Origin of the sequence: Brevibacillus agri (assembly GCF_004117055.1) — a bacterium.
GTDB classification, from domain to species: Bacteria; Bacillota; Bacilli; order Brevibacillales; family Brevibacillaceae; genus Brevibacillus; species Brevibacillus agri.
In genome coordinates, this window is record NZ_CP026363.1 from 2,486,720 (window position 1) to 2,512,602 (window position 25,883).

Genomic DNA, 25,883 nt, shown 5'->3' on the forward strand with positions numbered 1-25,883 from the left:
CCGTGGCAAAAAAGGGAGCGCGTGATATTGCGCTAGATGTATTGAACAGAGTCGAGGAACACAAATCGTACAGCAATCTGGAGTTGCGAGGCGTTCTGGACCGCGCGCAGCTCAGCGCGGCAGATACGGGGCTGGTGACAGAACTGGTGTACGGCACGATCCAGCGGAAGCTCACGCTCGATCACGTCCTGTCCCACTTTGTCGGGAACAAAAAGCTGCAGACGTGGGTGCGCAACCTGCTGCGGCTCAGCCTGTACCAAATCCGCTTTCTGGACCGTATCCCTGAGCGCGCAGCCGTTCACGAGGCGGTGGAAATGGCGAAGCGCCGAGGTCACCAAGGGATTGCTTCGATGGTCAACGGCGTCCTGCGCAACATCTTGCGCCAGCCGGATGTGTGGGAGCGTCTGCCAAAAGGCGACCGCGCCACGCAGATCGCAGTAGAGCATTCCCATCCGGAATGGCTCGTTCGGCAATGGCTTGCGGTGTACGGCGAAGCGACGACGATCGCGATCTGCGAAGCCAACAACCGTCATCCGCACAGCTCCATTCGCGTCAATTCGCTGAAAACAAGCGCGAGCGAATTGCTGGACAAGCTCGCGGCAGAAGAAACGGCGGCGAGGCAGTCGGCGCTCAGCCCGCAAGCGATTTTGGTAGAGGGTGGGCACGCGGCCGGCTCGCGCCTGTTTCGCGAAGGCTACTTTACGATTCAAGACGAAAGTTCCATGCTGGTAGCGCCTGCGCTTGCCGCCAAGCCAGGCATGCGCGTCCTCGACGCCTGCGCGGCTCCCGGCGGGAAAACGACGCATATCGCGGAGCTGATGGAAAATCGCGGGCACATCGTCGCGTGCGACCTTCACCCGCACAAGCGCGACCTGATTGCGCAAACGGCAAAGAGGCTCGGCATCTCCATCATCGAGCCGATCACGAGCGATGCGCTCGATTTGCCAGACAGAGGCTTGGGGACGTTCGACCGGATTTTGCTCGACGCGCCGTGCTCGGGCTTCGGCGTCATCCGGCGCAAGCCAGACTTGAAATGGAACAAAACGCCAGAGGATGTTCGCGCGATTGCCCAGTTGCAGTACGAACTGCTCAAGGCGCTGGCGCCGATGCTTGCGGCAGATGGCGTTCTCGTGTACAGCACGTGCACGATTGAGCCAAAAGAAAACCAGGAGATCGTCCAGCGCTTCATCAAGGAGCACCCGGAGTTTGTCCTGGACGAGACGCTTGCGCACGACTTGCCAGAGGCCGCTCGGGCGCATGTGGACGAGACAGGGGCATGCGTGCAGATTTTGCCGCATCATTTTGAGAGTGATGGCTTCTTTATCGCGCGTCTGAAACGAAAAAGATAGCAAGAGAGGGGTGGCGCGCCAACTGCGAAAAATGCCACTCCTTTGCCTTTGTTTGCGCTTCTGCAGATTGGTTTACACTAGGAAAAGGGATGCATTTCTGAAATGGATGCCAAAACCGTTTGAAGCGCGACGCGAGGCGAGGTACAATGATAGAATGACGATTTGTGCAAGCAATGATTTTGAGGATGTGGAAAAGAAATGCCATTCACGACATTTACAGGCGAAAAGCCGCTTATTTACAGCTTGACTCAAGACGAACTGAAAGAATGGCTCATCAGCGCAGGTGACAAAGCTTTTCGCGCCCAGCAAATTTTTGACTGGCTGTACGTAAAGCGTGTGACTTCCTTTGATGAGATGAGCAATCTTTCCAAAGACCTGCGGCAAAAGCTCGCCGAGACGTTCCGCCTGGATTCTTTGAAAGAAATTACGCATCAGCAATCGACGGACGGAACGATCAAGTTTTTGTTCCAACTCGTGGATGGTCACGCCATCGAAACGGTCATCATGCGCCACAGCTACGGAAACAGCATCTGTGTGACGACGCAGGTCGGCTGCCGGATCGGCTGCACGTTTTGCGCCTCCACGCTCGGCGGATTGAAGCGCAACCTCGATGCGGGCGAGATCGTTTCCCAGGTGCTGATGGCCCAGCGCAAGCTCGATGCAGAGGGCGAGCGCGTCAGCCACGTCGTGGTGATGGGGATTGGCGAGCCGTTTGAAAACTTCGAGAGTCTGATGGCCTTTTTGTCGATCATCAACGACAACCGGGGACTGAACATCGGCGCCCGTCATATTACCGTCTCCACCAGCGGAATCGTGCCGAAAATTTACGAGTTTGCCGAGCGCGGCGGACAAGTGAACCTGGCGATTTCCCTGCACGCGCCCAATACGGAGCTGCGCAGCAAGCTGATGCCGATCAACCGCGGCTTTCCGCTTGACAAGCTGATGGAAGCGTGTCGTCATTATATTAACAAGACAGGTCGCCGGATCAGCTTTGAGTACGGTCTGTTCGGCGGGAAAAACGATCAGCCCGAGCACGCCGAGGAACTGGCCGACCTGATCGGAGACATGCTCTGCCACGTCAACCTGATTCCGGTCAACTACGTGCCCGAGCGCGATTACGTGCGTACACCACGCAACGAAATTTTTCAGTTCAAACGCATTTTGGAGGAAAAGGGAATCAATGTGACCATCAGACGTGAACAAGGCAGTGATATCGCCGCTGCCTGCGGTCAACTGAGGGCACAACACGCTAAAGAAACCGTGGGGTGAAGCCATGGAAATCGCGATGAAATCCCATGTTGGCCGCGTCCGTCAGATCAATGAGGACTACTATGCCTGTGTTGCCGATCTGAACGGACGCGTGCTGGCCATTGTTGCAGACGGTATGGGCGGCCATCAGGCTGGGGACATTGCCAGCCGCCTTGCTGTTGAGCGAATAGTAAAAGAACTGCGCCACCTGGATGGGCAACTCGACGCAGAAGACGCGCGCGAGCAACTGATGAATGCCGTTCTGCTTGCCAACAGGGAAGTCTACGATTACGCTGTGAACCATCCAGAGTGCAGCGGAATGGGGACGACCGTTGTGGCGGCGCTGTTGGGAGAATCTTCCGTTATCACCGCCCATATTGGCGACAGCCGTCTGTATTTTTACAATGCAGACGGGCTGGTGATGAAGACAGAGGACCATTCTCTGGTGAACGAACTCTTGAAAAGCGGACAAATCACCGAGGAAGAAGCATCGGTCCATCCGCATCGAAACGTGATTATGCGTTCGCTCGGCACGGAGCCGGATGTGTTGATTGATTTGGGACAGTTCGAGTGGTCGGAGGGCGATGTCGTCCTCATCTGCTCGGATGGTCTCACGAACAAGGTAGGCCATGCCTCTCTGGAAAATTGGTTACAGAAACAGATATCGCTGCAAGCAAAAGTGGACGGTCTGGTGCAGGAAGCGCTGGATGCCGGTGGGGAAGACAACATTACGCTGGTTGCTGTCCAAAAAAAGCTTGATGTCGGTCAGAAAGAGGGGTGAGAGAGATGGAAGGTCAACGACTGGGTGGACGGTATCAATTGGAATCCCGCGTCGGCGGAGGCGGTATGGCGATCGTATACAAAGCCAGGGATTTGATCCTGAATCGTCCGGTGGCCGTCAAAGTGCTGCGCTCGCAGTTTGGTACGGACGAAGACTTTGTCAATCGGTTTCGGCGTGAAGCGCAGGCGGTGGCAAGCTTGTCTCACCCCAATGTGGTCGGGGTGTACGATGTAGGCCAGGAAGGCGACACGCACTACATGGTGATGGAGTACATAGAAGGCTGCACGCTCAAGGAAGTCATTATCCAGCGTGGGGCATTGCCCGTAGAGGAGGCAGTGCGCATCGCCGAGCAAATTTGCGATGCACTCGATCACGCGCATCAAAACCAGATCATTCACAGAGACATCAAGCCGCACAATATCATGATCGGAAAAAATGGCAGAGTGAAGGTGACGGACTTCGGTATCGCGCGCGCCGTTACTTCTGCTACGATTACCCATACGAACGCCATGCTTGGCTCTGTCCATTATTTTTCGCCGGAACAGGCGCGTGGCGGGATTACGGGAGAAAAGTCCGATATTTACTCGCTCGGGATCGTGCTGTATGAGATGGTGACCGGGGAGCTGCCGTTTTCCGGCGATTCGCCGATATCGGTGGCGCTCAAGCATTTGCAGGAGCCGTTGCCCGAGCCGCGTCAGGTAAACCCGAACATTCCGCAAAGCGTGGAAAACGTCATCTTGAAGGCGCTGGTCAAAGATCCGTTTCTTAGGTACGCATCCGCGCGGGAAATGCTTGAAGATTTGGAGACGTGCCTGTTTCCGGAACGGTTGAACGAAGAAAAGCTAACCTTCCCGGTGGATGAGGAGATGACGCGCGTCGTTCCGATTATTACACCGGAGATGATGGAAGGGCACACGAGCGGCCGAACAGGAGTCGGACAGCGCAGCCGCCATGAGCCGTCCGAAGAAGACGAGGATGATAAGCCGCCGAAAAAATGGTGGGTCAAGGCTCTTTTCTGGGTCGGTGGCATTGGACTGTTTTTCGTGCTCGCGTTCTTCGGTTTCAACTTCCTGTTGAACGTGTTCCCTTCCATTCCTGAGGTGCCTGTTCCGTATGTGGAAGGAATCCAAGTGGAACTCGCCGAGGACAAAATCAAGGAAAAAAATCTCGTACCGCAGATTGTAGAAGAAGCAAGCGATACGATCGAAAAAGGCATGGTCATCCGTCAGGACCCGGCACCGCCGATGAGGCTGAAGGAAAAGGCCGTTGTCACCTTGTACGTCAGCAAAGGCCAGGAGCAGATCGACATGCCGAATCTGGTCACGCTGCCGCGGGCAACAGCGGAGGAAACGTTGAAAAAGAACGGCTTCAAGCTGGAAATGGTCACGTTCGTCGAGGAAGAGGACGACAAGGCCGAAGTGGGAACCGTCATCAAGCAGTCGCCGGAAGCGAATGAAAAGGTGTATCCGGGCAAGACGAGTGTGAAGGTGACGATCAGCAAAGGCAAAGCGTTTGTCCGCATGCCGGATGTGCGGGGAAAATCGGTGGAAGCGGCCCAAGTGGAACTGTTCAAAAAAGGGCTTGGTGTCGGAGAAATCAAGGAAGTGCCAACGTACACCACCGACAAGGCGGGCGAAGTGCTGAGTACGCATCCGTACGACCCGGGCATGCAGGTCCAAAAAGGCGTAGCCGTACCGCTGACCGTCAGCAACGGACAGTATCCGCAGGATGCCAAGTCTGCTGTAGCGACGGTGTACGTGGAAGTCGTACCGGGCGAGACCGTGGAAGTCAAGATCGAAGTGACAGACGCGCGCGGCGAAGCAAAAGTATTCCAGCAAGAAACAATCGCGGAAAACAAAGAATACGACGTGCCGGTCGTTCTCTCGCCGCAAAAAGACGCAGTTGTCCGAGCAACAGTCAAAAGGCAGAACGACACCGAATTCAGGGATTATCAAACCATTCCGATCTCGTATAACAGCTTGCCGTAGGATAGTGGAGGGACATGAATGCCAGAAGGACGGATTGTGAAAGCGCTGAGCGGCTTTTACTATGTAGCCGATGAGGGGCGCATCTACAGTTGCCGTGCAAGAGGGCTGTTCAAGAAAAAAGACGCCAAGGTGAACCCGCTCGTGGGCGACTGGGTCGTCTACGATGCGATCAATGAAGAAGAAGGCTATGTCATGGAGGTGGGCGAAAGGACCAATGAGCTGGTCCGCCCGCCCATTTCCAATGTAGATCAGGCTGTTCTCGTCTTTTCCATGTACAAGCCGATGTTTAGCTCGCTGCTTTTGGACAAGTTTTTGGCTCATACCGAGCACGTCGGGATCGATTCCGTCATTGTGCTGTCCAAAGCCGATCAGGTGTCGCAGGAAGAAGTGGACGCCATCGTGCGCCAATACGAGGCCATCGGCTATCAGGTGATTCCGACCTCGACGGTAGACGAGCGCGGCCTAGAGGAAGTGCGCTCCATTTTGCACGACCGGATTACCGTTTTCGCCGGGCAGTCAGGAGTGGGAAAATCATCGCTGATTAACACGCTGTTCCCTGGCGTCAGCCTGCAGACAGGCGATGTCAGCCAAAAGCTGGGACGCGGCAAGCATACAACCCGTCACGTCGAGCTGATCCCGCTTCCAGGCGGCGGCTATGTGGCCGACACGCCAGGCTTCAGTTCGCTGGAGTTCATCGACTTTACCGAGCTGGATCTGGCCGAGTCGTTCCGTGACTTTGCTGCCCTCAGCGCGGATTGCAAATTCCGCGGCTGTCTGCACGTAAGCGAGCCGTCATGTGCCGTCCAGGCGGCGCTGGCGGCAGGCGAGCTGAGCGAGGATCGCTACGAACACTACAAACAGTTCCGCGAAGAGCTGAAAGAATATCAACGGAGGAACAAACCATGGTAAAAATCGCACCTTCTATCCTGTCAGCGGATTTTGCCCGTCTGGGCGAGGAGATTCTCGATGTTGAGCGCGGGGGAGCAGACTGGATTCACGTGGATGTGATGGATGGACATTTTGTGCCGAACATCACGATCGGGCCATTGATCGTCGAGGCAATCCGTCCCGTGACCAAGCTGCCGCTGGACGTGCATCTGATGATTGAAGAGCCGGACCGCTACATCCCGCAGTTTGCCAAAAGCGGTGCGGACTGGATCACGGTTCATCAGGAAGCGTGCCGCCACCTGCACAGAACGCTCTACCTGATTAAAGAACAAGGCGTGAAGGCTGGCGTTGTGCTCAATCCGGCCACTCCGATTGCGACTATCGAGCCTGTGCTGCCTGATCTGGACATAGTGCTTTTGATGACCGTCAACCCTGGTTTTGGCGGGCAAAAATTCATCCACAACGTCGTGCCGAAAATCAAGGCGCTGCGCGACCTGCTGAACGAGCGCGGGCTGGACCATGTCGAGATCGAGATCGACGGCGGCGTCAATGCCGAAACAGCGCGCCTGTGCGAAGAGGCGGGAGCAACTGTACTCGTCGCAGGCAGCGCGGTGTTCAACCAGCCTGATCGCGCAAAAGCGATTTCAGCGATTCGCGGATAAACGAAAACGGTGAACAGGAAAAAGCCATCTGCAACAAAACGGCGCAGATGGCTTTTTGGCGTGCGAAAAAAATGGAGCGGCCGAGCAAAACGCCGTGTCCGCAACGAGGCTTTTGCCGATGCGGCAAACACAGCATCCGGCATCCGGTTTTCGGCTGGCAAGCAGTCGCCTGTCGCGGAATTTTCCGCAATCCTAGTGGCGCTTTTCTGCTGAAAACAGGCAATCATCTGCTAGGGACGATCAGAAGTCACATACGTACCGGCGATCAGGTCGTGAATCGCGCGCTTGTCTTTGCGCACACAGACCATGATGAGGCTCACTAGGGCTCCCAGCCCGAACGTAATGCCATAGACGAGCATCATGCCGACGAGCACGCGCAGCAGCATCGTGCCGATCCCGACAGACTCGCCGTCCACGCGGGCGATGCGCACGCCGACAATTCTTTTGCCTACCGTATAGCCGGACCAAAATACCGGAACGAGCAGGCTGTATAGCGTGGAGATCAGATTGGTCGCGAGATTTCCTTCCGTTTGGCCTGTAATCCAATAGCTGATGATAGCCAGAGGCACACCGATAATCAGTCCGTCCAGCAGGGACGCTCCGAGACGCCGCCAAAACCCGACGGGATTGCTTGGCAATGGTGCAGCGTTTTCCATACGTACCCTTCCTTTCTTTTCCGAGGCTAGGGAATATATATGTTTGGTCAGTTGAAAGTATTTCATGAAAAAACGCCAGCGATTCCTCGGCGATCAAGCGGGAGAAAAGCTTTTTTACAGGGTGGTCAACAGGCGGAGCAAAACTGCCATGCGGCCGGGGATGGCATCGACGACGACGTGCTCGTGGGAGGCGTGGGCGCCGTCACCGACAGGGCCGAGTCCGTCGAGTGTCGGACATCCGGCATCTGCGGCAAAATTGCCGTCACTGGTTCCGCCGACACCGCACTCCGTCAGCTCGAAGCCTTCCAGGCGCGCTTGCTCCTGGGCAAGCGAAAACAGCTTCGCGGTACCGTCGGTCCGCTCCATCGGCGGCTTGGCAATGCCGCCCGCAAGTTTTAGCTCTGCGCCAGCGAGCACAGGGGAGAGCTCGTTCATCAGCCGGGTAATCCGCTCGGCTTCGTCGTGGCTTTGAACGCGGACGTCGATGTCCGCCGTCGCCCAGTCCGGAACGACGTTGGAGACGCTGCCTCCCTTGATCGTGCCGACAGACAGGGTCGTTCCTTTGGCGTAGTCTGTAAACGACTGAATCGCCAGGACGTGATGGGCCAACTCCTCGATGGCATTCACCCCAAGGGCGTGATCGTTGCCAGCATGAGCAGCGCGTCCGGTTGCGGTCAGGAAAAATTCCCCGCCGCCTTTGCGGCTCGTTTTCAAGGAACCGTCTCCGGCTGCCGGTTCCAGCACCAGCGTGTATTTGCTTCGCGCCGCTTCCTGTCTAATCAGTTGCTCGGAGGAGACACTGCCGATCTCCTCGTCCGTATTCCAGAAAAAGACCAGCTTTTTGCGGAGCGGGAGCTTGTGCGAGATGATCGCGCGCAGGGCGAAGTAGGCGAAAACGATCCCGGCTTTCATGTCGTACGTGCCCGGTCCGTACAGGCGGCCGTCTTCCTCCCGCCACGGCTCCTTCGCAAGCGTGCCGATCTCCTTCACCGTGTCAAAATGTCCCAGCACGAGAATTTGCTCGTCGCCCTCGCCGTATTCGATGCGGAGTTGGTCGCCGTACGTTTCCTGCGGCAGACGCTCGATCCGGCAGCCCAGCTCGCGGAAACGCTCGGCGATCAGCAGGCCGAGCCGATCGACCGCCTGCTTGTTGTGGGTCGGGCTTTCCATCTCCACGTAGGTGCGCAGCTCGGCCACGATTTCCGGGAGCTGCTCGCGAAAATAAGACGTCCAGTTGGTCATCATCGTCTTCCTCCTTTATGTACGAGCTTTTCATATGCACTATAAAGCTTCGCGCCCCTTTTCGCCAGAGAAAAATCCGATGGGCCGTCACGATATCCTTAAGAAGTCGGGCATACTAGGCAGAGCAGGAAGCACGGCAAATAAAAGGAGGAAAGTGATTTGTGTGTAAAATTCTGTATTTTGCATAATTAACAGATGGTGAAAAAATGATTGAAATTGTTTAGTTATTGATTAAAATAGTCATTATCCTGCATAAATATAAGTTGTTGTGCAAAATATTCTAGGCAAGCATGGCTGCTTTTGCAGTAAATCATTTCAACCGGGGGTACACAATGAAAAAACGGACATCGATTCTTTCTCTTGCATTATCGTCTCTGCTGGCTGCGGCGATGATCGCAGGCTGCGGCACGGGCAACCAGCCACAAGCGGGCGCAGGCCAGGAGCAACCGGCAGGCCAAGGAGGACAAGCTGGCGAGAAAAAGACGCTCATCATGGCGACGTCTGCGGACTACAAGCCGTATGAATACCACGACCTGACCAGCGGCAAGGACGAGATCGTCGGGTTTGACATCGACATCGCCAAATACATCGGCAAAGAACTGGGCTATGAAATCCAGATTACCGACATGAACTTCGACGGACTGGTTCCGGCGCTGCAAACGAATCGTGCCGATTTCGTCATGGCGGGCATGACGCCAACGGATGAGCGCAAAAAAAATGCGGATTTCTCCGAGATTTACTATGAAGCGAAAAATACGATCGTCTCCAAGAAGGATAGCAACATCACCAAGCCAGATCAGCTCGCGGGTAAAAAGATCGCCGTACAGCTTGGCTCTATCCAGGAAGAGGCGGCGCAAGAGCTGGCGAAAACCGTACAAGGCTTGCAAGTGACTTCCTTGAACAAGCTGGGCGAGATCGTGGAAGAAGTAAAAACCGGCCGCGTCGACGCTGCCATCATCGAGGACCACGTGGCCAAAAGCTTCGTAGAGAGCAACCCTGGCTTGCAGTTCACCACGATTGAATCGAAAGAAACGAACGGCTCTGCCATCGCTTTTCCAAAAGGCTCTCCACACGTAGCGAAGTTTAACGAGGTTATCAAAAAAATGCAGGAAAACGGAGAAATGGACAAGCTGATCCAAAAATGGTTCGCTCAATAATCTCTGAACGCAAAGCTTTTTACAACTACGCAACGTAGCAAGAGGTGAGAGAGGGCATGAATTTGGATTTTGCGCAAATCGTGCCCTATATCCCTTTCATTTTGCAGGGGATAAAGGGCACGCTGCTTGTTACATTGATTTCCGTCGTTTTAGGCTTCATCTGGGGCTCGATCCTCGCACTCATCAAAATTTCTAAATTCGAGCCGCTGAATTGGCTCGCTGTCGCCTACACGTCCGTCTTTCGCGGAACGCCGCTGATTTTGCAGCTCACGTTCGTCTACTTCGCGACTCCGCAGCTCACCGGCTACAACATTTCGCAGTTGGAAGCAGCCGTCCTGACGTTTACCCTGAACTCGGGGGCGTACATTTCGGAGACGATTCGCGGCGGAATTATGGCTGTGGACAAAGGACAGTGGGAAGCGGCCAAGGCGCTCGGCATCCCGTATCGCCGCATGATGCTCGACATCATTTTGCCGCAGGGCGTGAAAAACATTTTGCCTGCGCTCGTGAACGAGACGATCGCGCTTCTGAAGGAGTCGGCGCTCGTTTCCACGATCGGTCTGTCCGACATCATGCAAAATGCGAACGTGGTAAAAGGGGCCATCTTCCGCTACTTTGAACCATACCTGATCGCCGGCTTCCTGTACTATGTCATGGTCATGATCCTGACATGGGTAGCGCGCGTAGTGGAACGGAGGATGAGACGCAGTGATTAAAATCGACAACATTACGAAGTCGTTCGGGCAACTGAACGTCTTGAAAGGCATCTCCACCGAAATCGGCAAAGGCGAGGTCGTGGCGATCATCGGGCCGTCCGGATCGGGAAAATCGACGCTGCTGCGCTGCATAAACCTGCTGGAAGTCCCTACCAGCGGCAAAATCGCGATCAACGGTCAGGAAATTACCGACCCAAAGGCAAACGTCATGGCGATCCGCCAGCAGATCGGGATGGTGTTCCAGCATTTTCACCTGTTCCCGCACATGACCGTGCTGAACAACCTGACCTACGCGCCAATCAAGGTAAAAGGCATGGCGAAAAGCGAGGCGGAGAAAAAGGCGCGGGAGCTGCTTGCGCGTGTCGGTTTGGCCGACAAAGCCGACGTCTTCCCGTCGCGATTGTCCGGCGGGCAGAAGCAGCGCGTCGCCATCGCCCGCTCGCTGGTCATGGAGCCGCAAATCATGCTGTTTGACGAGCCGACGTCCGCGCTTGATCCGGAGATGGTCAAAGAGGTGCTGGAGGTTATGAAAGGGTTGGCCCACACCGGGATGACCATGGCGATCGTGACGCATGAGATGCGTTTTGCGGAAGAAGTGTCCGACCGCATCCTGTTTCTGGACGACGGCCGACTGTTGGAGGATGCGCCGCCAAAAGAGTTTTTCCAAAATCCGAAAAGCGAACGGGCCAAGCAGTTTCTGGAAAAGGTCCGTTGAGCAAAGGAAGCCGCGGGAGCTTGTGCCTGCGGCTTTTCTCTTTGACAGGCGTTGGGACTTGGGCTAGAATCAGAGACAGCTTCGGTGGCTGTTGCTCTTTTATTATGAAAATTCATGAGGAATGACAAGGAGTGAAGGAGATTGGATCGTCAACGATTGGTCATCTTGCTGGAGATGGCGATGATGGCGGCGCTCGCGGTTGTGTTCAGCCAGATCAAGGTGTTTGAAATGCCGCAGGGCGGCTCCGTCTCGCTGGTCATGGTTCCGATTGCCTTGATCGCGGTTCGCCGCGGCTTGCTGGCGGGCGTCGTTACGGGGATGGTAGTAGGACTGCTTCAGCTCTTGTTCGGCAGTACCTTGGTCAATCCGGTACAAGTGTTGCTCGATTATCCGCTGGCGTTTGCCGCATTGGGACTGACCGGGCTTGTCCGCCTGTCCGGCCGGGAAGGAAAGAAGCAGCGGATCTTCGCGCTGTGGAGCGGCTTGCTGATCGGGGGGCTGGGTCGCTTGGTTTGCCATTTTACGTCGGGGGTCATCTGGTTTGGCGAGTACGCGCCAGAAGGCACGCCTGTCGCGCTGTATTCCTTTGTCTACAATATCACCTACCTGCTTCCCGAAATGATTATCGCGGGCGTCGTCCTGTCGGTGGTGCTGGGCAGCGCCTCGCAGCTTTTGTTTCCGGCGCGCGACCGTTTGGCGTAGTGGGACCTGCATAAAAGACAGATTGTTTTCATAATGTATTCAGGCAGCAATTGCGTTGCCTGAATTTTTCTTTTCGCCGTCATCTGTTCTACCTGTGTTTGCAGCGGACATCGACATTTTCGCGTGGCAGGATACATGTTTATCCGACAGCAGAATATGATGTAATATGCACGTTTGGGAGAACACCTAAAGGAGGTGCAGCAAGAAATGGGATTGCGCTCCTATCGCCTGCGACAGGGGGGCGCCTTGCGACGTGTTCTCGGGGTTGCGTTGGCTGTCGGGGGAATCACCATTTTCCTGTACATGGCACCTCCGTGGGTTTGGTATAGCCTGTTGGCGGCGGCACTCATGGGGGCGGGCTGGTATTTGTATCGTGGGAAGTAATTTCGGTGAGGAGGGGTAGCATGCGATTTTACACCATCAAGTTGCCGAAGTTCCTGGGTGGCATGATTCGCGGCATCATCGAGGCATTCAACAAGAAAAAATGAAGACGCGGCCTCCTTCATGAAAAGACGGAAAAGGAACGTCGGAGAAATGCAAAAAAGCACCTCGAGGGTGCTTTTTTTCGCGTAGCTTGTCAAAACTACACGCGAGTGACGAGACCGGATTTCAGTGCTCGAGTGCTTACATAAACGCGCTTCGGTTTTCCGTTAACGAGAATGCGCACTTTTTGTACGTTGACACCCCAGGTGCGGCGAGTTGCGCGCATGGAGTGGGAGCGAGCGTTTCCAGCTTTTGCAGATTTACCTGTTACAAAGCAGCGACGTGCCATTACGATCCACCTCCCTTGTTGCATCTAAACGGGATTTCCTTGATGGGAAATACAAATACTCGACTATATTAGCACAGCATTGCTGTCAATTGCAATACTTGACATGATGATTTGCCCCGTCTTTCTGCTAGGGTTGGTAGGTTCGACAAAACGCTTCATTTCTCCCATATGTTAGTGTAGAATTGAGGGAAGCATGGGTACGCTTACCTATGGAGGTCAAGCTGTTTAACAGAGGAGGAGTCCTTGCATGACAGTGGAAATGAGTACATCGCTAGGAAAGATCGATGTTACAGAAGACGTGATCGCACGAATTGCCGGAGGCGCAGCCATGGAAGTATTCGGGCTGGTGGGTATGGCTTCCCGCAAGGCGTTGAAGGATGGAATTGCTGAGCTTCTTGGCCGCGACAACCTGAGCAAAGGCGTCGTTGTGCACAATACGAACGGCGAAGTGGTTTTGGACATGCATATTATCGTCAGCTATGGCGTGAAAATTTCCGAGGTCGCCGGCAACGTGCAACGCCGCGTGAGATATACCTTGGAACAAACGGTAGGTATTGATGTCACGGCCGTCAACATCTTCGTACAGGGAGTTCGTACAGACAGAGATTCGTAAGGAGGAACAACAGTTGGTACATACGCATCTAGATGGCGTGCTGTTTAGCCGGATGGTTTACCTGGGGGCGAACCTATTATCCGCCAACGTCAGAGTAGTAGATGGCTTGAACGTCTTTCCTGTGCCGGATGGCGATACGGGGACAAACATGAATTTGACTTTCTCTTCCGGTGTGGACGAGCTAAGGCGCAAGGAATCTCCCCGAGTCGCGGACAGTGCTGCTGCTCTGGCCAAAGGGCTTTTGATGGGAGCGCGGGGAAACTCCGGTGTGATTTTATCCCAGTTGTTCCGCGGCTTTAGCAAAGCAGTCAATGGAAAAGACGAGGTGAATGCCCGTCAGTTCGCCGACGCCTTGAAGTCCGGTGTGGACGCTGCCTATCAGGCAGTGATGAAGCCGGTGGAAGGCACGATTTTGACTGTAGCCCGCGAAGCGGCGGAGATGGCTGTGCGTGCAGCGCGCACGTCGGATGACATTGTCTCTGTAATGGAAAAAACGTACGAGCAGGCGCAAGCTACACTCTTGCGCACGCCAGAAATGCTGCCTGTACTGAAAGAAGTAGGCGTCGTCGATTCAGGCGGACAGGGGCTTCTGTTTATTTACGAAGGCTTCCTGCGCGCCTTGCGCGGCGAGGAACAGATCGAAAGCGAAGAACACGCCAAGCCGTCCGTGAGCCCGGAAGAGCTGGACAAGCTGATTTCCGAGCAGCACAATGCGCAAGTCCACATGAAGACCGAGGACATCAAGCACGGCTACTGTACGGAATTTATGGTTCATGTGGCGCACAGCACGGAGCCGCACAAAAAGCCGTTTTCCGAGGTGCTGTTCCGCGGCCATCTCGATACGATGGGCGACTCGCTTTTGGTCGTTTCTGACGATGAGGTCGTCAAAGTACATATACATGCAGAGCATCCGGGCAGCGTCTTGCAATACGCCCAGCAGTTCGGCAGCCTGCACCGGATCAAAATCGAAAACATGCGCGAGCAGCATGCGAACATTCTCAAAGCGGAAGAGGGCAAAAGGGAAGCGCAGGCAGCGGCAGTGGCCCTGCCGGCGGACGAGCAGCTTCCGTACGGACTGATCGCAGTTGCCGCTGGCGAAGGCATCGCGAAAATTTTGCGCAGCATGGGCGTGCACGTCGTGATCGAGGGCGGCCAGACGATGAACCCGAGCACGGAAGATTTCATGAAGGCCATCGCCGGGCTGCATGCGCAACATATCATCATCCTGCCAAACAACAGCAATATTATCATGGCGGCGCAGCAGGCAGCCGAGCTGGCGGAAGTTCCCGTCTCGGTCGTGCCGACGAAAAGCATCCCGCAGGGGCTGGCCGCTTTGCTCGCATTCCATGCGGATGCCGAGCCTGCCGTGAACGCTTCGGCGATGGCAAAAGCGATCACCCAGGTGAAGACGGGAATGGTGACGCATGCCGTTCGCGATACGCAGATGGGCGACGTCGCGATCAAGGAAGGCGATTTCATCGGCATGGCCGAAAAAGAAATCGTCACGGCTGGACCGGAATTGCTGGAGTGCGCGAAGACGCTGCTGCTCGGCATGGCGGACGAGGACACCGAGATCATCACGATGTTCCTCGGCGAAGGTGCGACAGAGGAGCAGGCGGACGCGTTGCAGGAAGCTGTAGCGGACGCATACCCGGATGCGGAAGTGGAGATTCAGTTCGGCGGACAGCCGCTGTATCCGTTTATTTTTTCCGTGGAGTAATGAGGAGAGGAGCACGCAAGAATGCCAGTTGTGATTCTTACCGACAGCGCGTCCGATATTGATGCGTCTGTCAGGCAGTCGCTCGGGATTGTGGCTGTTCCGCTGAAGGTCATGTTTGGGGCGGAGACGTATCTGGACGGAGTGACGATCTCTTCCTCCGCGTTTTTTGACAAGCTGAAGCAGTCGCATGCCTTGCCGACGACTTCCCAGCCGTCTCCGCTGGAGTTTGCCGAAGCGTACAAGGCGATCTACGAGCAGTACGGAAGCGACGTGCAAATCATCGCCATCCTGTTGTCCGGTTCTCTGTCCGGCACGTATCAGTCGGCGATGATCGCCAAATCCATGCTCGATGAGAACATGGACATTACCGTGATCGACTCGCGCAAAGCTTCTTTTGTCCACGGAATGATTTGCGTGGAAGCGGCGAAGGACGCGAAGGCCGGGAAGGGCAAAGAGCAGATTCTCGATGCGATCGACCGCTATCTGGACGAGGTGCAGGTTTACTTCATCGTCGACACGCTGGAATTTTTGCAAAAAGGCGGGCGGATTGGCCGCGCCTCGGCTGTCATCGGCTCGCTGCTCAACATCAAGCCGATCCTGACGCTGGACCCGGCGGGATACGTCGCGGCTTTTGACAAAGTCAGAGGCACGAAAAAAGCGCTCAACCGCGTCCTGGAAGCGTTGCAGGAGTACGCGCAGGGCCAGCCTGTAAAAGTCGCCATCCTCCACAGCAGCGCCCACGAGCAGGCGGCTGAGCTGTTGGAGCGGGTGAAAAACGAGTTTCAAGTGACCGAATCGCACCTGGAGCAGATCGGTCCGGTGATCGGCACGCATACAGGGCCAGGGCTGTTGGGTGTCGTGATGGTCAAGCAGTAGGCACGAAAGTCCATGCGAATCATATGCGAGAAAGCCTCCCGAACGACGGGAGGCTTTTTGCGCGACAAAAGCAGCAACGCGTCCGGACGAAACAGCGGAGAGCGGGATTCGCCGCCTGGCTACACGCCGTGATGCAAAACGAGCAAGCGCCCGCGCCTTGTTTATTCATAATAAACAAACCCGACGAGAATCAGCACGGCGAAAAGCGCCCCGGCCACTATGCGCAGCATGTCGAAGTAAAATTCGGACGGCTCGTCCTGACTGGTGCCGTGCTTGCTCACATACTCCCAGATCGCGCGCGGATAGAGGGCCAGAAAGCCGACAAACAATAGAAACAGGACATAAAAAAAGAATTTCGATCACAGCCACACCAATTCCCCCTATAGGAATAGGTATGGTATGGGGAGGAAATGGTTTCAAAAAGAGGGACGACCGCAACAGAGGCGGCCAAACATACGCTACACTTTCCCATGTGGCGCTTTGACAGCCTGTAGGATACAATGAGAGTGAATCTTGTTGAACCCCTTTGTCATTCAGGAGGAGAACCGGTTGAAGTACAAAAGCGTATTTGATATCATCGGCCCGATCATGGTTGGACCATCCAGCTCCCATACGGCTGGCGCTGCCCGGATTGGCCGGGTGGCTCGCAAGCTGTTCGGGCGGCAGCCAAAGCGGGCAGACATTACTTTTTACGGCTCATTCGCGAAAACGTATCAGGGGCATGGCTCAGACGTGGCGACGGTTGCAGGGATTCTCGACTTCGATACGTCTGATTTGCGCCTGAAAAATTCGCTCTTGATTGCAGAAAAAGCAGGAATGGAAGTGGTCTTGACCACTTCGGACGTTTTGACAGAGCATCCGAACACCGCGCGGATCAAGCTGTCCGACGATCAGCACCAGATTGAACTGGTCGGCGTGTCGATCGGCGGCGGCAAGATCGAGGTGCTGGAGTTAAACGGATTTTCGTTCCAGCTCGGCTTCGATACGCCGACGCTCCTCGTTTTGCATGAAGACCGTTTCGGGATGATTGCTGCCGTGGCCAAAGTGCTGACGGAGCATCGGATCAATGTCGGGTTCATGGAAGTGTCCAGGCACGAGCGCGGCTCGCGGGCCTTGATGGCGATTGAGACGGACTCGACGGTATCCCCGGAAGTGCTGGAGAAAATTCGTCAGATCCCCCATATTTTTGATGTTTCCCTGCTTTCGTTCTAGCTTGTCTTTCAGCCAGATGCGCGAAAAAAGCAGGAGCAGAGGAGTGAATCAACCAGATGTTTTGTAACGTAGCTGAACTGGTAGAATTGGCCGAATCCCAGGGCAAAAAAATCTCCCAGGTGATGATTGAAGCGGAAATGGAAGTGTCCCAGCGGACGAAAGACGCGATTATGCAAGACATGTACGCCAATCTTGACGTGATGGAAAAAGCCGTGCATCGCGGGCTTACCGAAGACATTCGCTCCCATAGCGGACTGACGGGCGGCGATGCGAAAAAGCTGCAAGACTATATGAAGAACAAGCCTTTCCTGTCCGGCCCGACGCTGCTCAACGCCGTTTCGATGTCGGTTGCGGTCAACGAAGTAAACGCGGCGATGGGAACGATCGTGGCGACGCCGACAGCAGGTGCCTGTGGGATTGTGCCGGGAACGCTGTTTGCTGTCTCGGACAAGCTGAAGCCGACGCGCGAGCAGATGGTCAACTACTTGTTCACCGCAGGCGCGATTGGCTATTGCATCGCCAATAACGCGTTCATCTCCGGCGCTGCGGGCGGCTGCCAGGCAGAGGTCGGCTCGGCGACAGCGATGGCGGCGGCCGCGATTGTCGAGATGGCGGGGGGTACCCCGGAGGAATCGGCGCAGGCAGTCGCGATTGCGCTGAAAAATATGCTCGGTCTGGTCTGTGACCCCGTAGCCGGACTGGTGGAAGTGCCGTGTGTCAAACGAAATGCGATGGGAGCCGCGATTGCGACAGTCGCAGCCGACATGGCGCTGGCGGGCATCAAGAGCGTGATCCCGACAGACGAAGTGATTGACGCGATGTATCGGATTGGCTGCTCCATGCCGACTGCGCTCAAGGAAACGGCGCAGGGCGGACTGGCGGCTACCCAGACGGGCCGTATGATCGAAGCGAAAGTATTCGGCGTACGGCTGGAGAAGTAAATGGCCGGGGTGTATCAGTCGCCTGTCTCCCTTTTGCACGGGGTAGGGGAGGAACGGGCGAAGGCATTTGCGGGACTCGGAATTCACAGCATCGGCGACTTGCTGGAGTACTTTCCTTCCCGCTATGAAGACTACCGCGTGCGCGATTTGACAGAAGTAAAAGACGGAGAGAGGGTCACGCTGGCGGGCACGGTGTACGGCGAACCCTCTGTTCGTTTTTATGGAAAACGAAAATCGCGCCTCTCCGTCAAAATGGTCATGGATCGCGTAGTGGTGACGGCGGTCTGGTTCAACCAGACGTTTGTGAAAAGCAGGCTATCGCCCGGCAAGGAAATTCTCGTGACCGGAAAATGGGACAAGCACAAGCTCCAGATTACGGTCAGCGAGATGACCGAGGTCGATTCGGAGCGGGCGACCAAACGCGGCGAGCTGGCTCCGGTCTATCCGCTTGGCGGCGATATGACGCACACGCTGCTGCGCAAGTCGATCCAGCAGGCGCTGCGGCAATACGGCAAGGACATTCCGGAAATTTTGCCGCCGGATATCGTGGAACGCTACCGGCTGATGCCGCGCGTGGCGGCGTTTCATTCGATTCACTTTCCGGAAAACGCCGAGGACGGGCGGCAGGCGCGGCGCCGGATCATGTTCGAGGAACTGTTTTTATTTCAGTTGAAAATCCAGACGCTGCGCCGCATCAATCGGCAGCAGTCGGAAGGCGTGGCCCTCGCCATTCCGATGGACGAGGTGCGGCAGTTTGTCAAAGGGCTGCCGTTTCCGCTGACCGATGCGCAAAAGCGGGTCGTCAAGGAAATACTGGACGACATGCGCGCCCCGCATGCGATGAATCGGCTGTTGCAGGGAGACGTCGGCTCAGGGAAAACCGTGGTGGCTGCGATTGCGCTTTTGGCTGCCGTGAAGGCTGGCTATCAGGGAGCATTGATGGTGCCGACCGAGATTCTCGCCGAGCAGCATGTGCAGTCGCTGACGAAGCTGTTGGCGGACTACGGCATCGAGGTCGCCTTGCTGTCCGGTTCCTTGACGGCCAAGCGCAGACGGGAGGTCATCGGCTCGCTGCAAATGGGGCTGATCGACGTCGTCGTGGGGACGCACGCGCTCATTCAGGAGGACGTGTTCTTTTCGCGGCTGGGACTGGTGATTACAGACGAGCAGCACCGCTTCGGCGTCGAGCAGCGGCGCATTTTGCGCAACAAGGGACTCACTCCCGACGTCCTGTTCATGACCGCCACGCCGATTCCCCGCACGTTGGCGATTACGGCGTTTGGCGATATGGACGTCTCGACGATCGACCAGATGCCGGCAGGCCGCAAGCCGATTGAGACGACGTGGAAAAAGCACGACCAGTTCCCGGCTGTCCTCGAGCAAATGCGCAACGAGCTGCGCAAAGGGCGGCAGGCGTACGTCATTTGCCCGCTCATCGAAGAATCGGAAAAGCTCGACGTGCAAAACGCGATTGATGTTCACGCGCAGCTTTCCCACGTCTTCCCGGAGTTCGGCGTCGGGCTCATGCACGGCCGCCTGCCTGCGAAGGAAAAAGATGCGGTGATGCAAGCTTTTCTCGCCGGGGAGCACGCCGTTCTCGTCTCGACGACGGTGGTCGAGGTCGGCGTCAACGTGCCGAACGCTACCTACATGGTCATTTACGACGCGGAGCGGTTCGGGCTTGCCCAGTTGCACCAGTTGCGCGGGCGGGTCGGGCGCGGCTCGGAGCAGTCGTACTGCGTCCTGATTGCCGATCCGAAGTCCGAGATCGGCAAAGAGCGGATGCGCGTCATGTGCGAGACGACGGACGGCTTCGAGCTGTCGCAGCGCGATTTGGAATTGCGCGGACCGGGTGACTTTTTCGGCACGAAGCAGAGTGGCTTGCCCGAGTTCAAAGTCGCTGACCTGTTGTCCGACTACAAGGCGCTGGAGGTTGCCAGACAGGAGACGGCGCGGCTGGTGGCCGACGACTCGTTTTGGCGAGACCCGGCGTACCAGTGGTTGCGCGACTATTTGCAGCGCGAAGGCGTACTCGATGGCATCGTGTTCGATTAAGGCAGCATCGAGAGGGACCTCTTGCCGCACCTGTGTGTGCGAAGGAGGTCTTTTCGCTTTTTTGTGCAAAACGGCCCTCGAAAAAACGTGACGAAACGACAGCGAAAAACGTCTTTCTTCTATGAGGATGGAAAAAATTACTGGGGAGAGAGGCGAGTTTTGTGTTTTTGCGAAATCTTCGAGGAATGAGCATCGCGTTGGGCTTCTCTTTGCTTGTCATGTCAGGCTGCAGCACCGCCGCAGCCGCTTCGGGAGAAAAACAAACAGGCGCAGGGCAGGCCGTGCGCGCTGCGTCCGGTCAGATTGCACCAGCGAGCGCGTCGACGAAGGCAGCGAGTGACTGGAAGCAGCCGGAGCGGCCTTTTGACTATGCGGCCATGAAAGAAGACGTGGTCATTCAACTGAACGAGGAGCCGCGCCTGCAGTCGCCACTGCGTACAGTCGTCGGCGCTGCTCCGCAAGCGTACACGCTGTTTTTCCGCGAGGAGATGGACCGGGGAAGCGTAGAGGCGGCGATTCGCAAGCATGCGAAGGAAGAAGCGGCGAGAGAGGGCCTCGGCTTCATCGAGCCAGCGTTCGCTTTTCATTGGGCGAGCAACCGCCAACTGCAAGTTCTGGTGACGCTTCCGGAACAGGAGACAAAGGAGCGGGACTGGACGGAATACGTGCTTAGCGCGGCCGGAGCCAAGTCGGCAAAAGGCGCGGTCGTCGGCGATTCCAACGCCTTTCACGCCGTCGTGCTGCCGCCTGCGCAAATTTGGCGCGTTTCCGTAGACGGCAAAGTGCGCGAAAAGCTGACTGACTTTTCCGTTATGACCAGTATGGAGCTGCTCGACCGCGAGCAACGGTACGTGCTGCAGAGCCGCTTTACGAAGTATTGCGAGTGCGACGCCCGCTATCCGATGCTCTACTCGATTTACGATACGAAAACAAAGCAGCGGACTCCGTATCCGGTCGAGTTGACAGACAACTACCGCGGAGAGGGCGTATTTTTTGCCGATCGGCGCGGGTTCTTTTACGCCCAGCCGGAGCAAGGAACAACCGTTCCGAACAGCGACAGCGTCACCCGTGTCCAGGTACAAGGGTATGTGCACGGAGCCAGCTTTAGCCACGATCAGAAGCAGTTGCTGATGGCGGTGGGGCGAGCGGACCAGAAAAAAGACCTGGATCTGGTCGTGTACGACTTGGGAAAAGGAACAGAGAAGCGGATTGCCGGGGCGATCAAAGGCTGGATTCCGACGAGCGAGTTCAACGGGGAAGTGCTGCCTGTCTCCTTCCATGACGACGGCCGCTACGCCACGTTTGCCATGAGAAGCGAGGAAGCGGGCTTTGTGGAGATTCGCCAGCGCTACGACTGGAAGAGCGGCAAGGTCATCGACTGGCATCCCCCGGTTCCGGCTGATTTCTGGTCCGGGTATGTCCAGTCGACAGACGGGGAGTACCAAATGTACTGGAATGCAGGGCTGTTCAAGGGCAACGTGCAGTTGATGGACATGCGCGGCCAGGGCCTGTGGCTGCCTGGCACGCACCGCTATTTGTTTACCGAATGGGAAAAAGCCGCGCAGGAAACCGACTTGAAGCAGTCGCTGTACTTGTTTGACGCCGATACGAAGCAGCAGTCTGTGCTCGTGTCGGGCCTTCCTGCGGGGCTTTCCCTCCTGGGAGCGAGCGCGGACGGCAAATGGCTGTACGTGATGACGGATCGGACGCTGGCTTTCTAGCTTGTGACGGCTGGCCAGACCTGACGCTAGGCTTCGTACTCGTCGGCCAGCATGGATAAAACAACCAGCGATTCGTAAGTGTCCCCTGTTTTCAGGCAGTCGCGCAAGATTCCTTCTTCGCGGAAGCCTTCGGACAGGTAGAGCGCGCGGGCTACGCCGTTTGTTTCCTTGACGTCCAGCCACAGCCGATGGGCTTTTTGTTCGCGAAAAGCCCACTCTTTAATCTGGCGCAGGACACGACGGCCGTAGCCGTGCCTTTTTACTGCCATCGTAATGCGCAAGAGCTCAATCGAATGGTGCGGACTGGCCAGCCCGGCGATGATGACGTAGCCGACGGGGTGGCCTGTTTCTGTTTTCTCGGCGATCATGTGCAAGATGTCGGGATCATCCAAAGCCTCGCGGTGGCGCTCTTCCGGCCACGGAAGGATGAACGGGGCATTTTCTGGCGCTTGCTCCACGTCGCAGACGAACGGGAGGTCTGTCGGTACAGTCAGTCGCAGGCGGACGGTCATGCGGGTCACCTCTTCTTTTTTGCTAACATTTGGCTGCCATCAACGCATTTCCGTCGGGATCTTTGAAGGTGAACCAGTGCCCGTGCTGGATGGGGCTGGTCAGCTCCACGCCAAGCTCCTCCAGGAAGCGATAAGCGGCGTCGATGTCGCGGACAGCGACGAAAATGCCTCCGATTTCGGCGTGCAAGGGAGAAGCGGTCATGGGCAACAATCCCTTTCGGTGCGGTATGGTATGCTTGTTAGGAATGCCAGCCGAAGCGAGCCTGCATAATCGGGCACGAAATGTCGGATGGCTTCGTTTGGCGTCTGCTATTCTGTGGTGGTGAGGGAGGTCGTTTTCATGGATTTGCTGCAAAAGCTGAATGAAGCTTTGGACTACATCGAGGAACATCTCGCTGGCGAGATCGACTTCAAGGAAGTCGCCCGGGTGGCGTGCTGCTCGGAATACCACTTCAAAAGAATGTTCTCGTCCTTGGCGGGCATTCCGCTCTCGGAGTACATCCGGCGCAGGCGCATTACACTCGCGGCTTTCGACCTGAAAGACAGCAAGCTGAAGGTGATCGACATCGCCGTCAAGTACGGGTACAACTCGCCTGACTCGTTCGCTCGCGCCTTTGCCCAGATGCACGGGGTGACGCCCAGCGAAGCGAGAGCCAGCGGGCAGTCCTTGAAAGCCTATCCGCGAATGACCTTTCATCTATCCATCAAAGGAGGCAGTGCCATGAATTACCGCATGGAAGAAAAAGAGGCATTTCGCATCGTCGGCTTGAAGAAAAGGGTTCCGCTGATCTACAACGGGGTGAATCCCGAGATTGCCGCCATGTGGGCGTCACTCGACGCCGAGAAGATCCGCCTGCTCAAGTCGCTTTCCAATGTAGAGCCGCTCGGGATGTTGAGCGCATCCACGAACTTTTCCGACGGCCGCCTGGACAACGGCGAGCTGGACCATTACATCGGAGTGGCGACTACGCTGGACTGCCCGGAGAGCCTGGCGAAGCTGGAAGTCCCGGCCTCTACGTGGGCCGTCTTCGAAGCCGTAGGGCCTTTTCCGGATACGCTGCAGGACGTCTGGGGGCGCATCTACTCCGAATGGTTTTTGTCTTCCGGCTACGAGCTGGCCGAAGGTCCGGAGATGCTGTGGAATGCTGACAAAGACACGACATCGCCGACGTTTCGCAGTGAAATCTGGATTCCGGTTGTCAAAAAATAACATATCGTATGGGATTCGCACACGCTCGGCCAAACACCTGCCAGCGTGTGCTTGTCTTTGCAGAAATAATTACCATGTTTTTTTTCGGAGGGACAGGTATAAAAACGAACATACGTTTGCTATAATAAGAACAAAGTTCATATAGGAACACAAGTTCTTGTTCAGGGGATGATGGTGATGCCTAATGCGGGCAAACGGATTGTTTTTTTGATCGATATGCAAAGCTTTTATGCCAGCATTGAAAAAGCGGCGAATCCGGCGCTGCGCAATCAGCCGATCGTGGTCGCCGGCGATCCGCAGCGGCGCAGTGGAGTGGTGCTGGCCGCGTGTCCGATTGCGAAATCATACGGAGTGATAACGGCAGAAGCGCTGTGGCAAGCGCAACAAAAATGTCGACAGCTCGTGGTAGTGCGCCCGCGCATGGAGCACTACCTTCAGGTGTCGATGCAGATCACGCGCATCTTCCAGTCGTTTACCGATCAGGTGGAGCCGTACTCGGTCGACGAGCAGTTTCTCGATGTGACAGGCAGCGTCCACTTGTTTGGCGATCCGCTGGAGCTGGCTGCCCAGATTCGGCAGCGCGTCTGGCTGGAGACGGGAGTCAACTGCCGGGTCGGAATTGGAGAGAACAAGGTCCTCGCGAAAATGGCCTGTGACAACTTCGCCAAAAAGCAGGAAAGCGGGATATTTTGGCTCAAGCGGGCAGAGCTGGCCGACACGCTGTGGCGGCTGCCCATCGAAAAACTGTTCGGGGTAGGCTCGCGCATGAAGCGCCATTTTCACCGGATGGGCGTCTATCAGATCGGCCAGCTCGCTGCGCTCAGCCCCGCCGTGCTCATCCGCCACTGGGGCGTGAATGGCGAGGTGCTGTGGCGCACAGCGCACGGCCTGGACGACTCGCCGGTTTCGTTGAACGAATACGGGACACAAAAAGGGATCGGCCACCATATGACGTTGCCGCGCGATTACCATACGGCAAAAGAAATCAAGGTCGTGCTGTTGGAATTGTGCGAGGAAGTGTGCCGACGGGCGCGGCAAAAAGAACGGATGGGCTCGGTGCTCTCCATCGGCTGTCGCGGCGCGAATCTGGCGGCTGGCGAAGGTTTTGGCCGCCAGATGAAGCTTGCGGAAGCGACGAATGACGCCATGGCGCTGTACGAAGCGGCTTGTCGCCTGTTTGAGCGGCACTGGACAGGGGGGCCTGTGCGCAGCATTGGCGTCACGCTAGGGCAGCTCGTGCCTGATAATATCGTGCAACTGAATTTGTTTACAGACACGCACAAGCGCCGCTCGCTTGCCCAGGCGATGGACGACATTCGGGCGCGCTTTGGCCAGGATGCGATTTTGCGAGCGGCCTCAGCCTTGGAGGCGGGGCAGGCCAAGGAGCGTGCCCGCAAGATCGGAGGGCATTACAAGTGACAGAGCCGATGCCGTCAGGAGAAGCGAGGGAGCAAGAGCTGGTGCGTCAATATATTTTGTTTGGCATCCTGTTTCACGCGGTGATGGCGGATGCGGGGCAGATGGGAGTTGTACCGCTGAAGCTGTCTTATCAGGACGTGTTCCAGGAGCTCTCCCGCTGGGCAGAGCGTAAGCATCAGCAATTGCGCCGTCATTTGCGGCAACTCGGATGCACGATTGTCAGCGCTCGCCGCGAGGATTATGCGTACGTGGTTCATTACCGGCAGCGCGGGTACTTGCGGGAAGCGAGCTATATCATTGAGGTGTTGCGCGCCGAGTGCCAGGAGCTTGTCGGCGCATGGGTACGAGATCATCACCAAGGAGAGAAGCGAGCATGAGAGAGACACGCGTATCCAAAAAGGAAAATTTGTTCGTCTCGAGCCGGTTTGTGTTGCCGGAGCATCGGGAAATGTACGTGCGCATGAAGGAAGAGGAGCGCCGCTACGTGCCGCCCGAGCTGGACCAGGAGCAACTGGGAGCGCTAAGCGAGCTGGTGTGGCAGGCGTTCCAGACAAAGAGCGTTTTGACGTTGACGTACTATGACGGGCAGGCGCCGCGCCGCTTGTCGGCACAGGTCGTGCACATAGATCAGGCAGCGCGGCGATTGAAGCTGCGGGCCGGCTCCGAGATGCACTGGCTTTCGTTTGCCCGCTTGCTGCATGCGGAGCTGGCAGCGCCTTTCTAAAACT

29 protein-coding genes are annotated in these 25,883 nt (G+C 56.4%); 23 read left to right on the top strand and 6 right to left on the bottom strand.

From position 1 onward, the window contains the following. Positions 1 to 2 precede the first annotated feature (2 nt). The 6 genes from rsmB to rpe all read left to right on the top strand — a co-directional run bounded on the left by rsmB (position 3) and on the right by rpe (position 6,916). Entirely contained in the window at positions 3 to 1,349 is a 1,347-nt protein-coding gene (rsmB, locus tag BA6348_RS12470) for a 16S rRNA (cytosine(967)-C(5))-methyltransferase RsmB (RefSeq protein ID WP_122952787.1), read from the top strand. A 198-nt stretch (positions 1,350 to 1,547) separates the two neighbouring features. After that, entirely contained in the window at positions 1,548 to 2,618 is a 1,071-nt protein-coding gene (gene rlmN / locus BA6348_RS12475) for a dual-specificity RNA methyltransferase RlmN (RefSeq protein ID WP_005831039.1), read from the top strand. Positions 2,619 to 2,622: 4 nt separating this feature from the next. Continuing rightward, entirely contained in the window at positions 2,623 to 3,378 is a 756-nt protein-coding gene (locus BA6348_RS12480) for a Stp1/IreP family PP2C-type Ser/Thr phosphatase (protein WP_005831036.1), read from the top strand. Positions 3,379 to 3,383: 5 nt separating this feature from the next. After that, positions 3,384 to 5,366, top strand: coding sequence for a Stk1 family PASTA domain-containing Ser/Thr kinase (gene pknB / locus BA6348_RS12485; protein WP_122952786.1), 1,983 nt, complete (start codon positions 3,384 to 3,386; stop codon positions 5,364 to 5,366). Positions 5,367 to 5,384: 18 nt separating this feature from the next. Then, positions 5,385 to 6,275: a ribosome small subunit-dependent GTPase A gene (gene rsgA, locus BA6348_RS12490; protein ID WP_007779188.1), complete on the top strand. Its 891-nt coding sequence runs from the start codon at positions 5,385 to 5,387 to the stop codon at positions 6,273 to 6,275. Then, complete coding sequence (gene rpe / locus BA6348_RS12495) at positions 6,269 to 6,916, top strand: ribulose-phosphate 3-epimerase (protein WP_122952785.1); 648 nt, start codon at positions 6,269 to 6,271, stop codon at positions 6,914 to 6,916. The genes rsgA and rpe overlap by 7 nt, the downstream gene beginning before the upstream one ends. 230 nt (positions 6,917 to 7,146) lie before the next feature. Here the strand turns inward: rpe and BA6348_RS12500 are convergent, their stop codons facing one another. Continuing rightward, entirely contained in the window at positions 7,147 to 7,572 is a 426-nt protein-coding gene (locus BA6348_RS12500; RefSeq protein ID WP_005831029.1) for an RDD family protein, read from the bottom strand. A gap of 114 nt (positions 7,573 to 7,686) precedes the next feature. Then, a complete protein-coding gene (locus BA6348_RS12505) occupies positions 7,687 to 8,817 on the bottom strand; it encodes a M20 family metallopeptidase (protein ID WP_035316857.1) in 1,131 nt (376 codons plus the stop codon). 329 nt (positions 8,818 to 9,146) lie between these two features. On the opposite strand from BA6348_RS12505, the gene BA6348_RS12510 reads away from it, so the two are divergent. From BA6348_RS12510 to spoVM, 6 genes are all read left to right on the top strand, one after another. After that, positions 9,147 to 9,971 (top strand): transporter substrate-binding domain-containing protein, encoded by an 825-nt coding sequence (locus BA6348_RS12510; protein WP_005831027.1) that lies wholly within the window; start codon positions 9,147 to 9,149, stop codon positions 9,969 to 9,971. A gap of 56 nt (positions 9,972 to 10,027) precedes the next feature. Beyond that, on the top strand, positions 10,028 to 10,687 hold the full coding sequence (locus BA6348_RS12515; RefSeq protein ID WP_122952784.1) for an amino acid ABC transporter permease: 660 nt from the start codon (positions 10,028 to 10,030) through the stop codon (positions 10,685 to 10,687). Continuing rightward, complete coding sequence (locus BA6348_RS12520) at positions 10,680 to 11,402, top strand: amino acid ABC transporter ATP-binding protein (RefSeq protein ID WP_005831025.1); 723 nt, start codon at positions 10,680 to 10,682, stop codon at positions 11,400 to 11,402. The genes BA6348_RS12515 and BA6348_RS12520 overlap by 8 nt, the downstream gene beginning before the upstream one ends. Positions 11,403 to 11,543: 141 nt before the next feature. Further along, a complete protein-coding gene (gene thiT / locus BA6348_RS12525) occupies positions 11,544 to 12,104 on the top strand; it encodes an energy-coupled thiamine transporter ThiT (protein ID WP_007779172.1) in 561 nt (186 codons plus the stop codon). A 246-nt stretch (positions 12,105 to 12,350) separates the two neighbouring features. Then, positions 12,351 to 12,488 (top strand): hypothetical protein, encoded by a 138-nt coding sequence (locus BA6348_RS26690; RefSeq protein ID WP_162129876.1) that lies wholly within the window; start codon positions 12,351 to 12,353, stop codon positions 12,486 to 12,488. 20 nt (positions 12,489 to 12,508) lie between these two features. Beyond that, positions 12,509 to 12,592, top strand: coding sequence for a stage V sporulation protein SpoVM (spoVM, locus tag BA6348_RS12530; RefSeq protein WP_005831022.1), 84 nt, complete (start codon positions 12,509 to 12,511; stop codon positions 12,590 to 12,592). A 95-nt stretch (positions 12,593 to 12,687) separates the two neighbouring features. On the opposite strand, the gene rpmB is transcribed toward spoVM, so the two are convergent. Beyond that, the gene (gene rpmB / locus BA6348_RS12535) at positions 12,688 to 12,876 is read right to left on the bottom strand and encodes a 50S ribosomal protein L28 (RefSeq protein ID WP_005831020.1); all 189 of its coding nucleotides are present in this window, start codon (positions 12,874 to 12,876) and stop codon (positions 12,688 to 12,690) included. Positions 12,877 to 13,123: 247 nt separating this feature from the next. Between rpmB and BA6348_RS12540 the strand changes: the two genes are divergently transcribed. From BA6348_RS12540 to BA6348_RS12550, 3 genes are read left to right on the top strand one after another with little or no spacing between them, the layout of a single operon-like run. Next, entirely contained in the window at positions 13,124 to 13,489 is a 366-nt protein-coding gene (locus tag BA6348_RS12540; protein ID WP_005831018.1) for an Asp23/Gls24 family envelope stress response protein, read from the top strand. Between the two features lie 13 nt (positions 13,490 to 13,502). After that, positions 13,503 to 15,209 (top strand): DAK2 domain-containing protein, encoded by a 1,707-nt coding sequence (locus tag BA6348_RS12545; RefSeq protein WP_005831017.1) that lies wholly within the window; start codon positions 13,503 to 13,505, stop codon positions 15,207 to 15,209. 21 nt (positions 15,210 to 15,230) lie between these two features. Further along, positions 15,231 to 16,085, top strand: coding sequence for a DegV family protein (locus BA6348_RS12550; RefSeq protein WP_005831016.1), 855 nt, complete (start codon positions 15,231 to 15,233; stop codon positions 16,083 to 16,085). A 161-nt stretch (positions 16,086 to 16,246) separates the two neighbouring features. Here the strand turns inward: BA6348_RS12550 and BA6348_RS26695 are convergent, their stop codons facing one another. After that, on the bottom strand, positions 16,247 to 16,414 hold the full coding sequence (locus BA6348_RS26695) for a DUF6199 family natural product biosynthesis protein (protein WP_157797557.1): 168 nt from the start codon (positions 16,412 to 16,414) through the stop codon (positions 16,247 to 16,249). 220 nt (positions 16,415 to 16,634) lie between these two features. Between BA6348_RS26695 and sdaAB the strand changes: the two genes are divergently transcribed. The 4 genes from sdaAB (at position 16,635) to BA6348_RS12570 (ending at position 22,014) form a co-directional block, all read left to right on the top strand. Next, a complete protein-coding gene (gene sdaAB, locus BA6348_RS12555) occupies positions 16,635 to 17,297 on the top strand; it encodes an L-serine ammonia-lyase, iron-sulfur-dependent subunit beta (RefSeq protein ID WP_122952783.1) in 663 nt (220 codons plus the stop codon). 56 nt (positions 17,298 to 17,353) lie between these two features. Beyond that, positions 17,354 to 18,238: an L-serine ammonia-lyase, iron-sulfur-dependent, subunit alpha gene (gene sdaAA / locus BA6348_RS12560; protein ID WP_122952782.1), complete on the top strand. Its 885-nt coding sequence runs from the start codon at positions 17,354 to 17,356 to the stop codon at positions 18,236 to 18,238. Continuing rightward, complete coding sequence (gene recG / locus BA6348_RS12565) at positions 18,239 to 20,293, top strand: ATP-dependent DNA helicase RecG (RefSeq protein WP_005835914.1); 2,055 nt, start codon at positions 18,239 to 18,241, stop codon at positions 20,291 to 20,293. A 185-nt stretch (positions 20,294 to 20,478) separates the two neighbouring features. Next, on the top strand, positions 20,479 to 22,014 hold the full coding sequence (locus BA6348_RS12570; protein ID WP_122952800.1) for a hypothetical protein: 1,536 nt from the start codon (positions 20,479 to 20,481) through the stop codon (positions 22,012 to 22,014). A 26-nt stretch (positions 22,015 to 22,040) separates the two neighbouring features. Here BA6348_RS12570 and BA6348_RS12575 read toward each other — a convergent pair whose 3' ends face one another. Both BA6348_RS12575 and BA6348_RS12580 read right to left on the bottom strand, forming a co-directional pair. After that, on the bottom strand, positions 22,041 to 22,526 hold the full coding sequence (locus tag BA6348_RS12575; RefSeq protein ID WP_007779148.1) for a GNAT family N-acetyltransferase: 486 nt from the start codon (positions 22,524 to 22,526) through the stop codon (positions 22,041 to 22,043). Positions 22,527 to 22,548: 22 nt separating this feature from the next. Further along, on the bottom strand, positions 22,549 to 22,728 hold the full coding sequence (locus tag BA6348_RS12580) for a VOC family protein (protein ID WP_005835920.1): 180 nt from the start codon (positions 22,726 to 22,728) through the stop codon (positions 22,549 to 22,551). Positions 22,729 to 22,866: 138 nt separating this feature from the next. Between BA6348_RS12580 and BA6348_RS12585 the strand changes: the two genes are divergently transcribed. The 4 genes from BA6348_RS12585 to BA6348_RS12600 all read left to right on the top strand — a co-directional run bounded on the left by BA6348_RS12585 (position 22,867) and on the right by BA6348_RS12600 (position 25,879). Then, positions 22,867 to 23,736 (top strand): AraC family transcriptional regulator, encoded by an 870-nt coding sequence (locus tag BA6348_RS12585; RefSeq protein ID WP_025846253.1) that lies wholly within the window; start codon positions 22,867 to 22,869, stop codon positions 23,734 to 23,736. Between the two features lie 177 nt (positions 23,737 to 23,913). Then, positions 23,914 to 25,155, top strand: a complete 1,242-nt coding sequence (locus BA6348_RS12590) for a DNA polymerase IV (RefSeq protein ID WP_005835925.1) — start codon at positions 23,914 to 23,916, stop codon at positions 25,153 to 25,155. Next, complete coding sequence (locus tag BA6348_RS12595) at positions 25,152 to 25,532, top strand: YhjD family protein (RefSeq protein WP_005835926.1); 381 nt, start codon at positions 25,152 to 25,154, stop codon at positions 25,530 to 25,532. The genes BA6348_RS12590 and BA6348_RS12595 overlap by 4 nt, the downstream gene beginning before the upstream one ends. Continuing rightward, positions 25,529 to 25,879 carry a YolD-like family protein gene (locus BA6348_RS12600; protein WP_005835928.1) on the top strand — a complete coding sequence of 117 codons (351 nt, stop codon included), beginning with the start codon at positions 25,529 to 25,531 and terminating at the stop codon, positions 25,877 to 25,879. The genes BA6348_RS12595 and BA6348_RS12600 overlap by 4 nt, the downstream gene beginning before the upstream one ends. Positions 25,880 to 25,883: the final 4 nt, after the last annotated feature.